Origin of the sequence: Okeania sp. SIO2F4 (genome assembly GCF_010672385.1) — a bacterium.
In the GTDB taxonomy this organism is placed as follows: Bacteria; Cyanobacteriota; Cyanobacteriia; order Cyanobacteriales; family Microcoleaceae; genus Trichodesmium.
The window spans coordinates 1-15,524 of sequence record NZ_JAAHGT010000128.1 but is presented as its reverse complement, the minus strand read 5'-3'; the positions used below and the strand labels follow the sequence as shown (position 1 = coordinate 15,524).

The window sequence follows — 15,524 nt, the reverse complement described above, 5'->3', positions numbered from 1 at the left end:
AGTATGAAAAGAAGTTAAAGCAGAAACCAACATGGCAATATTTTCATCACCAACAGTTGGATGTACCCGTCTTCTCATATCCACAGAAGAACGACAACTAAAATAAAAATCTTTGTTTTCTTTTTTCAATTGTTTAGCTAATACTAACATCATTGCCGAACATATTGCTCCATGAACTGTTGATTTTTCTTGTTTAGAGCGCTCAATTATCTGTTCAGTAAAATCGGTATTTAGCTGTTTGTGAATTAATCCACAGCGACGTTGTTCATGAGGTACATATTTTTCAAAAGGAAGTGTATCAATTTGTCTGTTTAACTTTGGTAATTCTTCATTTTCTACAATGTAATTAGCAATTATTTTTTCCAGAGATTGATAACTTTCCAACTGATTAACTTGAGTAATTTGATGATTTGATGCGATTTGATGACAAAAACTAATAATCTCTGAATGTAAGTAAATACCACACATTGCATCTGCAATTGCATGATGAATTGTAGTGATTAAATAATTGTTTGTGCTTTTTTCACTTGCTTTAATTAGAGTGGCTCTAACCAAAACTTTTTCACTGTCAATTTTTGTACTTAATTCATCAATAACAAGAGTATGCCAATATTCTGGAGATGGATTCAAAACAACTTTTAAAGGTATTTGCTTTGTACCTTCAGTTTTAAACATTAAATTATCTAGCACCTCTACAATATGAGAATTTAATCGAGGATGACGAATTTGCACTAAATCTAGGGATTTTCTCAAAACTTCTCGATCTAGAAATCCTTTGATTTGACTAATTATTACCACATTTAATGAATTGGCATAGCGATTAAAAAGTTCCATACCTTCTTCCATAGCAATAAGCTTTCTATCATCAGTCATATTTTCATCCTAGCTAAATAAATGTTAAAAATTTGCTCAATAATCAATTGTAGCCATGCTCATAATAGATGAATATTGGCTTCTTTGAGCAGTTGTTGAAATCTAGATTTGTTGATTTCTGCCAAAGCTCTTGCTTGCCCTAAAGTCAGTTTATCAGTTTAAAATAGCATAATCGCAATTTCTAGTTTAAATTTTGTTTTTGTCATGCCACAGGTGGTTAAGGTTTTATCGGGAATAATTACGTTCATGGTTGTTGGTTAAAATTGAGTTACTATAGTGTTTGATTTTATTATAATCAATAATAATATAAGAGAAATTTTTTTCCATGCAATTTAACACTTTTGTCTCATCCATCAATGATTTAAAAAGGTGCGTCAACGCTCCTAACTTGCAAGAGGTTTTACTACAACCAACTCTCCTTGCAAAACAGGGGCAACTCTCACCACAAGAAACACAGTCACTAGCATCAACCGCAACAAAATCTGGTTTGCGTCCGGTATTGGTGTGGGATATTTTGATGCCACAAGAAGTTATGAACCAAATTTGTCAACAACTGACTCAGTGGGATATAAGCAAGTTTGCAGCAGTGCGGGTTGCCGACCCTGGAGCTGCTTGGTGGTTGAAAATGAATTACCCAACTATAGCGCTACAGTTAATTGTAGAAACAGGTAATCATAATTTAGAAGGGTTGCGGGGTTGGTGTGAGATTTTTTCTGACTCTTTGGAACGTTTGATATTATCTATCGAACTGCCAGAACAAAAATTGATTGAATATTGTCAAACTCTCCCAGTTGCTTGTGAAGTTTTGGGAGTGGGGCAAATTTTGTTGTTTTATTCCCCACGTTCCCTATTGTCTCCACATTTGTTAGATTCTGACTCAGAAGAAAAATTTCCCCTGCAAACTACTGTGTCATCGGAGGATAGCAATAACCGACCTTTCCCTACTTTGGAAACAGCGCACGGTACATTTATGTTTTTGGATAAAGATCAATTTATTCTCGATAAACTTGAGGGTTTACAAGAAGCAGGTTTGCATACAGTTTGTCTAGACTTGCGACATTTGGGAATAGATGGTGATGTAGCAGTAGATGTTGACAAAATTTGTTCTCAGATTTTAACTGACCCCGTTTCTTTGCGGAAAAACTGGGCGAGACCAACGCGATCGCCTTTTTTCAATGCCAACCGCACTACTTCTATATTTTCGCGGATGAAGTCTAAGCACAAGTTAGTTCAATATCGACAAGAAATTGGTTTAGCTGAGGTTTTAGCTGGAGAAAGTGGAAATTATGTTGTTTTTCAAAGTTTGCGACCTTTTGCCGTTGCTCAAATAGAGAAAATTATTGTACCTACTGGGGAAGAAATAGAAATTCCAGCAGAAATAGTATTTCGGAACTTAAATGGTGAAGTGGTTGAGTCATGCGATCGCGAACAAATCCTAATTACAGACTGGATTAAAAAAGCGATGCCAGGTTCATTATTGTTAGGTATAGCTGAAGTCAGAAGTCAGAAGTCAGAAGTCAGAACTTAAATTATGATCGTAACCCGGTTTCTCTGTAAGTCCTAATATAATTATTCTGGTCAAGGGAACAGTGGGAGCAAGATGCTCCCATTAAGCGGCATTATTCATCCCCATGTACCATAACAGCCGTTAATGTTATACTAACAGGACTTACGCATGAAGTACCAAAAACTAGGATTTGAGATTGCTTCCCTATCGGTCGCAATGACGAAAACATTTTGTACTGCGTAAGTCCTAACTAACTAAAAATTCGATTATATAGCTTTGAAATTATGCCTAACTCCAAACGTAATTCCTCTGATAATAAAAATGCCAAAGGCGATCGCATAGTTTATTCAGAATTTGGTAATAATGCTACTTCTCCAGCAACAGAAAGAGCATTACCAAACTTACCGCCAAATCAACAAAATTTAAGAGTACAAGCATCCCGCAAAGGTCGTAAAGGAAAAACAGTTACTATTATTAGTGGGTTTCAGTCAAACTCAGAAACTTTAACAGCTTTACTCAAACAACTTAAAAATCAATGTGGCGCAGGTGGAACTCTTAAGGATAATGAAATTGAAATTCAGGGGGAACATAAACAAAAGTTACTGGAGGTTTTAACTAAATTGGGTTACAAAGCTAAAATTAGTGGAGGTTAATTTAATCAAGAAATAATCATTGAAGGAGTAGGGGCAATTTATGAATTGCCTCTACAAATTTTTGTGACCAGAAAATCAGGTCTCAAGCCTTCCCTTTACAGCGGTTTTCATTTCAGTAGACCACAGTAGGGACGTTCCATGGAAGGTCACTACAAGGTTTTGGTTGTGACAATGTGGTTATCAATCTCAAAAGCGCTTTCATTAATTGATAATTGATAATGGATAATTGATAATTACCTCTGGTTAAAACCGCTCGGGAATTGAAGATTGGGAAATATCATTTCTTCTCTTGGTCGATTAGATATGGCGAGGAAACCTCGCCATCTCTCGACCGCTTTTTTCTCCTATCCAAGGGGAGGCTTTAAACCACAATTATTTAATTAACAATTAATAATTAATAATTCGGTAAAGGGGATAAAAAAGAAAATTCAGTAGGAGGTACTGATAACTGATAACTGATAACTGAAATGACCTGTTCTATCAGTTCCATTGAGGGAGTTAAGGTATTTTAGAGATGATTAACTTCAACACCCCTGTAATTAAGAAAATTAAGAAATATCTACAGTTCCACTGTAGATATCTATCAGCAAAGGATTAATTATTCAAGATCGAGTTACCAATAATATTTATGGAACTAAGCGGAATTTGGATTTTGGCTTTGTAAGTTTAAATAGGGGGTAATTAAACTTATATTATTGGAGAATATATAAATGTTTAGAACAGTTGCTCTAGTTTTACTAGGAACCTCTGTTGGTTTTGGATTTTCTATGGTAAGCGATGGTAATGGGTTTGCGATTAAAGTACCTCAAATAGAAGCAGGAAAATTAGAATGTCGTTGGTTACCTGAAGATACCTCTAACAAATCTTTCAACAGACAATTCTTGGAACCAAGGTATTAAATTTGCTCTGAAGTGCAGTTGATTAACTACAATTAATATCATGTGCTGCCTCCTCCGGGGGAGCTACGCTATCGTTCATTAATTGATAATGGATAATTACCTCTCCCTAAAACGGATTGGATTGACGCGGAGCGTGAAAATTTTTTCTGATCAAGGGGAGATTGGATATGACGTTTAGCGTTCCGCACAACGCGCGTTAACGCGGAGCGACTTGAATTGCGTTTCGCGGAGCGACTTGAAAAGCGCAGCTCCTCCGTTTGCGCAGCATTCCGCAGGAAAGGAGGCAAGAAGCAGCCGCTCTGAAAGAGCGGGAGACCTCGCCATCCCATCCTACTCCATGGTCTGCAAACGACCGCTTGTTTCTCCTAATTAGGAGAGGCTTTTTACCTTAATTATTCGGTAAAACACTTATAATTAGATTCGTTGTTGCGCTAACTACGCCCAAAATATATCTAGGAGTGCTAAAGCGTTCCTACAAACAAAAACTTTTTTGATGGCAAATGATATAAAATCAGTTTAAACACTAAAGGGAAGCAATCTCTAATACCTTGGGATTGCTTCCTTCCACATCGTTACTTTAATTAATCCTCATAATATCTTTTGCAACTGATATTTTCTGTGCATAACTATAATTTATAATTTTTAAATTCTTCCTACTTTATGATTTACAACATACTTCTCATAGCTGTCATTAATCCTTGACAAACTCCTGTGAGAAAATCTAAATCTAAAGTGTCAATAGTATCACTTTTTTGATGATAATTAGGATTTCGCATATTTGCAGTATCCGTAACCATTATAGCCTTATATCCTCTATCCCAAAATGGTGCATGGTCACTGCGACGAGTATCGGGAACAATTAAGCCTCGATTTGGTACTGGCAACCACTGGCAATTAGTTCCTATTTTATTGATATTTCTACTCATTTGGAACATATCAATAACTGTAAATAAGTTACCAATTAAGGCAATAAAATTTCCCTGGTTTGGATAAAAATATTTTAATCCAGGAGGATAATTTTGGGAATTAGGAGTAGAGTCACAATAACCAAGCATTTCTAGAGATATCATTAGTCTAAGTTGTTGTTGTTTTTGTTTGAGTTTTTCTGCATAATGTTGACTTCCTAATAATCCATATTCTTCCATATCAAAGGCAACTAAACTAACTGGATATTTCAAGGGTTGAGAATAAAATTCTCTAGCTAATTCTAGTAAAACTGCTACTCCAGTAGCATTATCATCTGCTCCTGGTGTACCTGGTACTGTGTCATAATGAGCACCAATTAATATTGGTGATAATTCTCGTTTTTTATTGTTATTTAAACTGCGTAAATTCAAGATGAAATTTTGATGAGTTTTGCCTCTAACCTGAAATTCATCAATTTCTACATTTCCCCATTGTGACAATTGCTGATGAATATATTGTCTGACATAAAAATGTCCTGCTGATGCTAGATATGGGTCGCGATCGCGCACTATTTCTTTTAGATGATTTTGTAATCTTGCTTGTAATTTTAATGTCATTTTTTTTATTATATAAAATCCTGATAATTACTATACCCAAGTCCGCAGCGACTGGAACGGAGTGGAAGGAAGCAATCTCAGGGGTGTGCGGTGATTGCTTCCTTTCGTCGCAATAACGACTATTCAAACTGATTTAATATTAGAACATACGCACCCCAACTAAGAAACCGGGTTTATGAACTAAAATTTGCAATATCAACTATTAAATTAGGCTAATAAACCGGGTTTCTGCGTAAGTCCTGATTATTAGAGTTGTTGGGAAATAGTAATTAAAAATACTCCTGATACCATAATTGCTGCACCTAATAATCGTTCTTTGATACCTTTTTCTTTGAGAATCATTGTTCCCAAAAGAACGCTAAATAATGCACTTGTTCTTTTGACTGAAATTACATACGCAACAAAAGTTAAATTTATGGCTATCATTTGACATCCCATTGCTACAGAATTAATCATACCATAGACAGCTAATTTCCAGCCACCAGTCTTTAATTTATATAGATTATGATGGGATTTATATAAAACAATTGGTAATAGAAAAATTGATATGGTGAAAAAGACGGAAATTCCCCAAAAAATAGGTGAAGAATTTTGCACACCTACTTTATCAAAATTAGCGCTAATACTCCAAATAAAAGCTACTAACAGAGCTAGTCTCGAACCTCGCTCTGTGAGGATAGCTCGAAATGGAGCTAAATATCCTCGCTGTTTTTCTTTGAGATTTAATAAATAGGAACCTAATACGATTAACAATACGCCAATTATACCAAGTGGTTGAGGAAATTCTCCCACAATTAATGGGGAAGTTACTAACAAAAATAAAGGACTAAAAGTTGTGACAGGAGCAATAATTGATAAGTCAGAAATTTTAATAGCTCTGAGATAAAGGATGTAGGCGATCGCGTTCAAAGAACTACCAACTGATAGAGCTAACCAAAAATTATTTCCCAACTGAGGAATGTCAATTAAAAATAATAAGGGACTCAAAAATAAAGAGGTAAAAAATGTCAGACTACATCCAATAATATACTCATCAAAATTTTTTAGTTGTGTCTTATTATAAACATCTTTCATAGATTGAATAAAAGCTACTGAAGTAGCGAAAAAAAGCCAAGGCATTGATTATTTCCTGCTTAATTAAATAATTTTAATAGTAGGTGTGGGTTCTACATTAAATTCATCTTACTCAAAATTAAATTAAATGAACCCGCATCCAATGATATTAATGCACAAAATTAATATTGTAGTAGACTGACACAGCTAAAACTGTGCACTCTTATTTTTGTTTCTAGGTGTCTTTTTCTCCCCACACCGACCACACGGACCACACGGACCACACGGACCATCTAACGCACCATTTAAGGTGTGTCGGTTCAGTAGGTTGGGTTGAGGTACGAAACCCAACACCATTGAAACTGTTAAGTGTTAAGTACCTAGGCAAAATTAATTACCGAAAAATTAAGGTTTAAAGCCTCTCCCCATAGGATAAAAAAGCGGTCGTTTAGCTAGCGCACAACGCGCGTTAACGCTGGGCGACATGAAAAACGTTTCGGAGCATTCCGTAGGATAGTTTCCCGTAGGGTGGGATGCTGAGGAAACTTAGCCAGATCTAATCGACCAAGAAAATAAAAAAATTCTTTTTCACGAATCGTATCTGTATTTAAGAAGAGGTAATTATTAATTATTAATTGTTAATTATTAATTATTGAAAAAACCCACTCTTGTCTGTTGTTTTTTGTCTGTGTTGGGTTTCACTATCGTTCTACCCAACCTACATTTTCAACAGATGTCTGATTTTTGATGCGATCGCCTCCTTTTCAGTACAAAGTAGCAAATATTACTATTATACATTCAGCACTTAAACTGGAACGATATTTTCTGGCCTACAGAATATCACTAGAATATTAAGTAAAATAAATTACATATAACTAAAGTGCTTACACGAATTATAGTATTTTCTTGTAATTCCCATACAGTCTTAAAGTAAAATCTTATTTCTCTAAAAGCCTTTTATAGCAAAGATTTTAGAATATTTTTCTATAGTAAAATAATGAATTTACTTAAAAAGCAGTAATTAATCTCATTGATTTTTATGATTTTTGTCACAGTATAAAAGTTTAAAAATTTATAAAAATAGATACAAGAACGCAGGCAGTTCATCTACAACATAATAGTAAATGTTAGTGAAATATGGCCTTTTTCAAAAATTAAAGTAACTAATTACACTAAAACAAACCAATACCATGATCGACAACATTGTTAACTCTAAATTCTTTGCTGGTTTAACTGCTACAGTTGCATTCACTGGCGTAATGGCTAATGCTGGTGTTGCTAGTGCCCTGATTAAAACTCAAGTATATACAGACACTTTTGGACTAGAAACAACAGATATTAAGGATGCCGTTTTATCACTTGAAAAGTTCGATGGTAGTCTTGGTACACTTAAAAGTGTCAATATCGGCTTTGGTGGAGAGATAGTTGGAGATGCTCAAGTAGAAAGCCTGGATGCAGCAGCGAAAACTCTTACTTTTGATCTTTTGGGTTTTTTGGACTTAAAGAATAATGAGCTTAGTGAGCTCGGTACTTTGTTTGATCAATTAACAACAGCCTCAGACTCATTTGATGCAAGCGCTTTTGATGGCGTTGAAGATTATACAGGTACTTCTGGCTCATCATTTGAAGGGCTAACAGCTGAAGTAATGGGTGAAGAAAGCTTTACTGACCAAACAGTATTAGATTATTTCACTGGTGCTGGAGATAAGGCAAACTTTTTATTCTCTGCTACGACTTTTTCAACTGTGAAGGGTGCAGCGAACATTGCCTCTGTAATTGGTACCAAAGCTGGAGCAAGTGTTACAGTGACATACGAATATGAAGAGTTCTTCGGTGGTGATGTTAAACCTGAGAGAGTACCTGAACCTTCTTCTATCCTTGGCTTAGGTTTATTTGCTGGTGCAGGCATTTTATCTAAGAAGAAATTAGCCAATAAGGCTTAAATAAAACTAACTTTTCAAAACAAACTCCTGATAATTGCCCACTACTTCAAAGATTATCAGGACTTGATTTAAAATTAAGCTATCTTCACAAGAGCCTCTCATAACTAAGAGGCTCTTTTTGTTATTTTTAAAATATTCAGTAGTTATAATTAAAGCTCGTAGTAGGGCTTTAGCCCTAAGATAGATATATCATATCAAATCCGGGGGAATTGGACATAAAAAAATCGGCGTTGCTGAAACCTTGGGATGAATCTTTGCAGAAAAAGTAAATCCCATCTTTTACTTCCTCTTCCTCTAAAACTATAATTCCAATGCAGACCCTATACAATGCTCCTCACACTCTCCACACTCCCCACACTCCCCACACCCTCACTAATTCATCCCGGAAATATGCAACGCCAAAAAATCTCCAATCCTCATAACTGCCAAATCTTTGTGATTATCTCTCCTCCTGACTCCTGTACGCGCGATTCGCGAATTGCCCCTACGACTCCTGACTTAACCAATCTATAGCTGTTTAACCGGATTTGATATCATGGGCTAAAGCCCAACTACAAACAAAAACTTTTTATCGCCCATTATTCGGAAATCATATTAATAGCTAAATACTAATTGCTATAAAATAATTTCAAAGCTAAATCTGGTCTATCTGTAATTAATGCAAAGGCTCCTTTATTCACAATTTCAACCATTAATTTCTCATCATTAACAGTCCAAACATAGATATTCTTATTAATCAGTTTCATCCGCCACGCAAAACCGAATTTCATTAACTGATAATTAGGAGAAACAAAATCAGCTTGAGTTGTAAATAAACGAAATTCTGGAAAAATTGCTGATAATCGAGCAGGGATTAAATCCTTAGAATTCCCAAGTCCTAATAATAACCCCGTTGTAATTTTATTATCTGCTTTTTTCACAGCAATAATCGCAGCATCAAGAAAAGATTTAATCACATAATCTTGATAATCTAAATATTCTTTGACTAAATTAACTATCTCCAATTCATATCTCGCTTCTTTCAATTCAATATCAAGTTTAATTTTCCCTCGACACAACTTCAGCACATCTTCTACCAATGGCACTTCAAAACCTTTTTGCCGAGAAATATCTAAAAGTTGTTGATAAGTCAAATCCCTAAGTTTTATCCCATCAATTGATTCATTGTGAAACACAACAAATAAATTATCCAGAGTTTTTCTGACATCAAACTCTACCATTGAAACACCTAACTCAATAGCTTTGGCAAAAGATGCAATAGTATTTTCAAATTTCACCAAGGCAGATGCACCTCGGTGAGCAATAATTAATGGTTTAGTAGTCATTAGCAGAAGTCAGATAGGGGAGTCGTCGGATTGGCGACGTACAGTAGGGGCAAATGGCCATTCGCCCCTACATTCTTACTGTCACTATATTTGAAAATGTCCGCGCCAGTAATGGCAACTGCTATAAAATGTTGCAATATTAGCAGCGAATTCTCGTACTTAATAATATCAACATTTATAGGACTTACCGAAAAATTCAGGTATAAAGCCTCTCCATTTATGGAGAAAAAGCGGTCGAGGGATGCCGAGGATACCTCGGCATATCCAATCTCCCCTTGAGAGCGGTCGGAAAGCGGAGCAGTCCGTAGGATGGGATGGCGAGGTTTCCCGCTCTTGACAGAGCCGCTTCGAAGTTCGCCATATCCAATCTCCCCTTGAGAAGAAAAAAATTCCTTTTAGGCAATCCTATCCGTTATAAGAAGAGGTAATTATTAATTATTGAAGCATAGACCATATATGTAGAGTTTAAAAACTATAACGTTATAGTTTTTTACGCTATATGTAGTACCCATGCGTAAGTCGTGATTTAGTATGGGCAAGTTCGTTTTTCGGGCTTGATAATATCGAAATTAAGTAGAGGCCGGTTTTCCTTCAAATTAACAATACCAACATTCAATCAAATAAACCCGCCCCAATACATCTTTTTCTTATCTCCAATATTAGTCTAATCTAGAGCTGTCGCTATATAAATAGAATAGCCATGACAAATACACCGACAAAACCACCGTCACGGCCAAGGCCAGTGAATTTTGATGAGTGGATTGCAATATTTGTAGCCTTAGCGACTTTTGGCAGCATATTTTTCTGGGCAACGACTAGAGAAAATAATGGGTTTAATCTACTTTCTAAACCCATGGTTTCTACATCTCTACCTGAAACTGTTGATAGTCCCGATATTGCTGCTGAAGAGTCAATCTTTAGCTTAGGCATACCTCAACTTAAGACTCCTACTGGTGAGTCAGGATCAAATATTGATCGAGCATCTCTAACTTCTGAAGAATTAGGAACAAGTCTAGCTACTTTGGCTCCTATTACTAATACTGTTGAGGAGTTAGAGCCAAATATTCAGGGTTTAGATGAAGTCAAAACAAAGACTGAGACAACACCCAAATTAGCCAAACCTCTAAAAACAACTAATCCTACCCCACAAGTTGCCAAGAATTTGGCAGCATTGGGCATTGGTAAGATATTATCTGAATCTCCACCTGCTACATCACGGGAAGTTGTAGATTCTCCCATAGCAACTGAGACTCTACCTGTGGCACCTCCTATTCCTACTTCAACAACAGAGTCGCCCCAGGTCAAGGAAACTCCTACCCCTCCAAAGGTGGAAACTTCTGAGTCGCCCCAGGTCAAGGAAACTGCTCCCCCTCTAAAGGTGGAAACTCCTGAGTCACCCAAAGTAACGGAAACTTCTCTGCCTCCAAAGGTGGAAACTCCTGAGTCACCCAAAGTAACGGAAACTTCTCTGCCTCCAACAGCAGTAACATCTCCTGATACATCTCCTACTGGCACGATTAAATTTTCTGATGTTCCTAATAGTTTTTGGGCAAGTAATTTTATTCAACCTTTGGCAGAACGGGATATTATTACTCAGGTTGATAATGATAAATTCGAGCCAGATAAACCTGTAACCCGAGCTGAATTTGCTACTCAAATTCCTAAAGTATTTGAGGAAAAATCAACCCAAAAATCTGTTAATTATAAAGATGTAAAAGCAGATTCACCAGCTAAAACAGAAATTCAAACAGCTACTAAATCTGGTTTTTTAAGTGGGTATCCAGGGAATGTTTTTCGCCCAGAACAAGAAGTATCACGATTACAGGTGTTAATTTCTTTAGCTAGTGGCTTAAATCTGAAAATTCCATCTAATCCCGATGAGGTTTTAAGTATTTACAAAGACACAGAAAAAATACCTGATTGGGCTAAAGAAAAAGTAGCTGCCGCAACTGCTGCTGGATTAGTAGTGAGCCATCCAGATGTGAAAAATTTGAATCCAAATCAACCTGCTACTCGTGCTGAAGTTGCAGCAATTTTTTATCAAGCGTTGGCGAAATTAGGGCAGGTAGAACAGGTTTCATCTGAGTATATTGTGAGTCCGAAAAAAGAGAATTAGGTATCTTTTTTGATCGGAACTTTTTCCCGAAATAATTAATTGATTAAAACCCGGTTTCTTCTAGAAACTGGGTTTTTAATCTTCTTATTAGGGAGTAGTTCAGCAATTAATAATTAATTAATTTTGGTTGAAAGCCTCCCCTTGGATAGGGAAAAAAAAGTGCTCTTGAATTTCCCAAGATTGAATCCTCTCGCTTTTAACCAGAGGTAATTATCAATTATCCATTATCAATTATCAATTAATGAACTTTCCCTCAAAGGGAGAGGATTGACGCTTAAGGAAAAAAAGAAACAATATTTCCTTATATTCAATTCCCTTACCGAATTATTAATAATTAATAATTATTAATTAAATAATTCAGCTTACTCTGCAGACCCTTTCAAGGGGAAAAAAGCGGTCGAGGGATGCTGAGGAAACCTAGCCATATCCAATCTCCCCTTGAGAGCGGTCGGAAAGCGGAGCATTCCGAAGGATGGGATGCACTACTAACCTAGCCATATCCAATCGACCAAGAGAGAAGAAACAGTATTTCCTTGTATTCAATTCCGTAACGGTTTCAACCTTCTTGTAATTATCCATTATCCATTATCCATTAATGAAGGTTTTCCTTGAGGTAATGATCTATTACCGAATTATTAATTATTAATTGTTAATTAAATAATTGTGGTTTAAAGCCTCCCCTTGGATAGGGGAAAAAAGCGGTCGAGGGATGGCGAGGAAACCTCGCTTGCCTCCAATCGACCAAGAGAAGAAATGATATTTCCCAATCTTCAATTCCGTAACGGTTTTAACCAGAGGTAATTATCAATTATCCATTATCAATTATCAATTAATGAAAGCAGTTTCCGAAGTTATGAGGTACAGTTGTTTTTCTTCTTTTCTATTCCCTGTTCCCAGTTAAGTGTTAAGTGTTCCCTAAAATCTAAAGTTTTGTACCTCATAACAAGGGAAAACGCTGTATTAATGATCAATTAATGAACCTGTCAGTTGTACTACTATAAGCAGTAAGTAAAGTTCAATAAAAACATGATTATAGAACTTTTGAGGATAGTGAGGTACAGTTTAACACTAATTTCTATTCCCTCCATACCTAAACTCGTAAAACTTTGTACCTCATTAACTCCAAAACTGCTGTAGTTATGACATATCATATAGAATCCGGTTATATAATATATGTTGATAATTCTATAAATTACTTCAAGCCTTGAATAGAAGCACCTCCCCACCTCCCTATCTCCCCCAACCATATAATAAGTATTCAACCGGATTTGATATCACTCCCCATAACATAAAATAATTATAATTTATACCAATTCACTTTAAAGATGTCACAAATAGTTGAAAACTTTAAATGTGAAATAATTTCCTGAAATTACTGTGGCATAAAAGTTTAGAGTCTATAAAGTCTTAATGCATGACTTTTGACTTTTTACTTCCGTGAAACGGTATAGTTGCTATAGATAAAAATTTAAAACTCTATGCTTGAAGCAATACAAAAATTATTAGTAAATCTAAATCAAATGTTTACAACTCCTCTACTTTTCATAGGGGATACTTATATATCTTTAAGTTTGCTTTTTGAATTAGGTATATATTTAATCGTAGTCTTGCTCTTAGGTAGACTATTCAAAAATTTACTCAAAAAAGTATTCTTAGTAAAACTAGGTATAGATAAAGCTAACCGAGAGGCAATATCTACAATATTTAGCTATGGACTCAGCACCCTAGGTATAATAGTTATTCTCCAAACACAAGGCTTTAATGTTTCCTCATTAGCAGTTTTAGCTGGGGGTTTAGGTGTAGGTATTGGTTTAGGATTTCAGAACATTACCAAAAACTTTATTAGTGGTTTAAATGTACTAATAGAAAGACCTATTAAAATAGGAGATTTTATTGAATTAGAGAATGATTTAGGTTTTGTGGAAGAAATTGGTTTACGTTCAACTAGAGTTAGAACATTAAGAGATAGTCATGTAATTATTCCTAATGGAATGTTAATAGAAGGGAAAATACATAACTTAAGCTACGATAATTTTCAAGGTCGGATTGAAGTTGATATTTTTGTTTCTGATGATAGTGACCCAGTATTAGTTACGGAAGTTGTGCTAATGTCAGCTTATATGGAACCAGCAGTATTACGGGAACCTCCTCCAAAAGTTTTGTTTTTAGGGTTTCAAGATAATGCTTTTAAATTTCAATTATGGGTATGGGTAAATGAAATCTATAATGAACCGATTTATATGAGTTCTTTACGGTTTATAATCCAGCATAATTTGCATCAACAAGGTATTTTAATTCCTTGGGATCATTTTAATATATATCTTCATCATCCACAGGAGTCCCAAAATTTAGAATCATCTCAAAATACTGTTCTTCACGGGTTAAAAAATCATCAGTCTATACATAATAAACCTATATCAGCTAGGGATTTATTAATGCAAGTTACTTATTTTGAAAATTTTACTGATGTGGAGTTAAGAAAACTCATAGAAGTAGGGTATAGAAAACGTCTCAAGCAATTAGATTTTTTATTCCATGAAGGAGACCCTGGTGATACTTTTTATATTATTCTTTCCGGTTCAGTAGAGGTCTTTGCTGAAAAAATTAATAAACATCTCACTACTCTAAAAGCTGGAAAATTTTTCGGAGAATTAGCTTTAATGCTAGGTATTCCTCGTACAGCTTCTGTTAGAGCAATTGAAGATACTATTTTATTTGCTATTCATAAAAAAGGCTTTGAAAAAATATTGCATGAAAATCCAGAATTAGCAGAGGTAATTGTGCAAGAGTTTGGTAAACATCAAGAAGAATTATCTGAACGTCAAAATGAACTTAGAACATTGGGATTAGTTGATGCAGAAGAAGATGATAAAAATCCTGTAGTTTGGGTAAGAAATCGTCTCAAAAATATGTTTGATTTATAGCAGAGAATAGGGAATAGGGAATAGGGAATATGGAATAGGGAAAAGTTATAAAAATATTTCCTAGTTTAAGATTAATCGTCAGTCTATGTCCTAACCAATTCTTGATTATTTATAGGAATCAGATGTGAGAATTGAGGTGTTCCTTAAAATTAGAGAATATAGCAGTTATTATATTAATAATATATATTTTTTTCTTGTTCCCTGTTCCCAGTTAAGCGTTCCCTGTACCCTAAAATTATTCAATATCTCACAACTTAAATCATATTGCTATAATAATTAATAGACATCTCAAAAAATAACAAATGAAATCAATTGAAGATATGAAATAAACAATTTAATTCCCTATTCCCTATTCCCTATTCCCTGACTTCTGCAAGAAGTCTAATGAATAAAAGATAGGTCGATTCTCCCAAAATTTGTACTTAAAGCTATTTGCATATTTTCTAGTGCTTTGACTAACTATTGAACTTTTTTTTGTGTAGAAGATTCGTAAGGGAACAGGGAACAGTTAGAAAAACATTTCCACTTTCTAGATTTATCGTCAGTCTATATCCTAAGCAATTCTTTCTTAGCTATATAATTAATGAATAAAAGATAGGTCGATTCTCCCAAAATTTGTACTTAAAGCTATTTGCATATTTTCTAGTGCTTTGACTAACTATTGAACTTTTTTTTGTGTAGAAGATTCGTAAGGGAACAGGGAACAGT

10 protein-coding genes are annotated in these 15,524 nt (G+C 35.1%); 6 read left to right on the top strand and 4 right to left on the bottom strand.

Annotation, left to right across the window (positions count from 1 at the left end):
• Positions 1 to 873: phthiocerol/phthiodiolone dimycocerosyl transferase family protein (locus F6K22_RS10820; protein ID WP_483244123.1), on the bottom strand; the 873-nt coding region annotated here is incomplete at its 3' end.
• 325 nt (positions 874 to 1,198) lie between these two features.
• Between F6K22_RS10820 and F6K22_RS10815 the strand changes: the two genes are divergently transcribed.
• From F6K22_RS10815 to F6K22_RS10805, 3 genes are all read left to right on the top strand, one after another.
• Positions 1,199 to 2,401, top strand: coding sequence for a U32 family peptidase (locus F6K22_RS10815; protein WP_293096962.1), 1,203 nt, complete (start codon positions 1,199 to 1,201; stop codon positions 2,399 to 2,401).
• Positions 2,402 to 2,664: 263 nt separating this feature from the next.
• Entirely contained in the window at positions 2,665 to 3,033 is a 369-nt protein-coding gene (locus F6K22_RS10810; protein ID WP_293096960.1) for a translation initiation factor, read from the top strand.
• Positions 3,034 to 3,743: 710 nt separating this feature from the next.
• Entirely contained in the window at positions 3,744 to 3,932 is a 189-nt protein-coding gene (locus F6K22_RS10805) for a hypothetical protein (protein WP_293096957.1), read from the top strand.
• A 665-nt stretch (positions 3,933 to 4,597) separates the two neighbouring features.
• Here the strand turns inward: F6K22_RS10805 and F6K22_RS10800 are convergent.
• Positions 4,598 to 5,455: a M20/M25/M40 family metallo-hydrolase gene (locus F6K22_RS10800; protein ID WP_293096954.1), complete on the bottom strand. Its 858-nt coding sequence runs from the start codon at positions 5,453 to 5,455 to the stop codon at positions 4,598 to 4,600.
• Positions 5,456 to 5,701: 246 nt separating this feature from the next.
• On the bottom strand, positions 5,702 to 6,574 hold the full coding sequence (locus F6K22_RS10795; RefSeq protein WP_293096952.1) for an EamA family transporter: 873 nt from the start codon (positions 6,572 to 6,574) through the stop codon (positions 5,702 to 5,704).
• A gap of 1,124 nt (positions 6,575 to 7,698) precedes the next feature.
• Here F6K22_RS10795 and F6K22_RS10790 point away from each other — a divergent pair.
• Positions 7,699 to 8,451 carry a PEP-CTERM sorting domain-containing protein gene (locus F6K22_RS10790; protein WP_293096949.1) on the top strand — a complete coding sequence of 251 codons (753 nt, stop codon included), beginning with the start codon at positions 7,699 to 7,701 and terminating at the stop codon, positions 8,449 to 8,451.
• A 608-nt stretch (positions 8,452 to 9,059) separates the two neighbouring features.
• On the opposite strand, the gene F6K22_RS10785 is transcribed toward F6K22_RS10790, so the two are convergent.
• Entirely contained in the window at positions 9,060 to 9,776 is a 717-nt protein-coding gene (locus tag F6K22_RS10785; protein ID WP_293096946.1) for a glycerophosphodiester phosphodiesterase, read from the bottom strand.
• Between the two features lie 700 nt (positions 9,777 to 10,476).
• On the opposite strand from F6K22_RS10785, the gene F6K22_RS10780 reads away from it, so the two are divergent.
• Together F6K22_RS10780 and F6K22_RS10775 are read left to right on the top strand one after the other, a co-directional pair.
• Positions 10,477 to 11,892, top strand: a complete 1,416-nt coding sequence (locus F6K22_RS10780) for an S-layer homology domain-containing protein (protein ID WP_293096944.1) — start codon at positions 10,477 to 10,479, stop codon at positions 11,890 to 11,892.
• A 1,478-nt stretch (positions 11,893 to 13,370) separates the two neighbouring features.
• Positions 13,371 to 14,816 (top strand): cyclic nucleotide-binding domain-containing protein, encoded by a 1,446-nt coding sequence (locus F6K22_RS10775; protein WP_293096941.1) that lies wholly within the window; start codon positions 13,371 to 13,373, stop codon positions 14,814 to 14,816.
• Positions 14,817 to 15,524 lie beyond the last annotated feature (708 nt).

Excerpts from the sequence above, each read along its gene's own strand:
- F6K22_RS10785 (WP_293096946.1), bottom strand. The coding sequence starts at position 9,776 with ATGACTACTAAACCATTAATTATTGCTCACCGAGGTGCATCTGCCTTG.
- F6K22_RS10790 (WP_293096949.1), top strand. The coding sequence starts at position 7,699 with ATGATCGACAACATTGTTAACTCTAAATTCTTTGCTGGTTTAACTGCT.
- F6K22_RS10815 (WP_293096962.1), top strand. The coding sequence starts at position 1,199 with ATGCAATTTAACACTTTTGTCTCATCCATCAATGATTTAAAAAGGTGC.
- F6K22_RS10795 (WP_293096952.1), bottom strand. The coding sequence starts at position 6,574 with ATGCCTTGGCTTTTTTTCGCTACTTCAGTAGCTTTTATTCAATCTATG.
- F6K22_RS10805 (WP_293096957.1), top strand. The coding sequence starts at position 3,744 with ATGTTTAGAACAGTTGCTCTAGTTTTACTAGGAACCTCTGTTGGTTTT.
- F6K22_RS10810 (WP_293096960.1), top strand. The coding sequence starts at position 2,665 with ATGCCTAACTCCAAACGTAATTCCTCTGATAATAAAAATGCCAAAGGC.
- F6K22_RS10780 (WP_293096944.1), top strand. The coding sequence starts at position 10,477 with ATGACAAATACACCGACAAAACCACCGTCACGGCCAAGGCCAGTGAAT.
- F6K22_RS10800 (WP_293096954.1), bottom strand. The coding sequence starts at position 5,455 with ATGACATTAAAATTACAAGCAAGATTACAAAATCATCTAAAAGAAATA.
- F6K22_RS10775 (WP_293096941.1), top strand. The coding sequence starts at position 13,371 with ATGCTTGAAGCAATACAAAAATTATTAGTAAATCTAAATCAAATGTTT.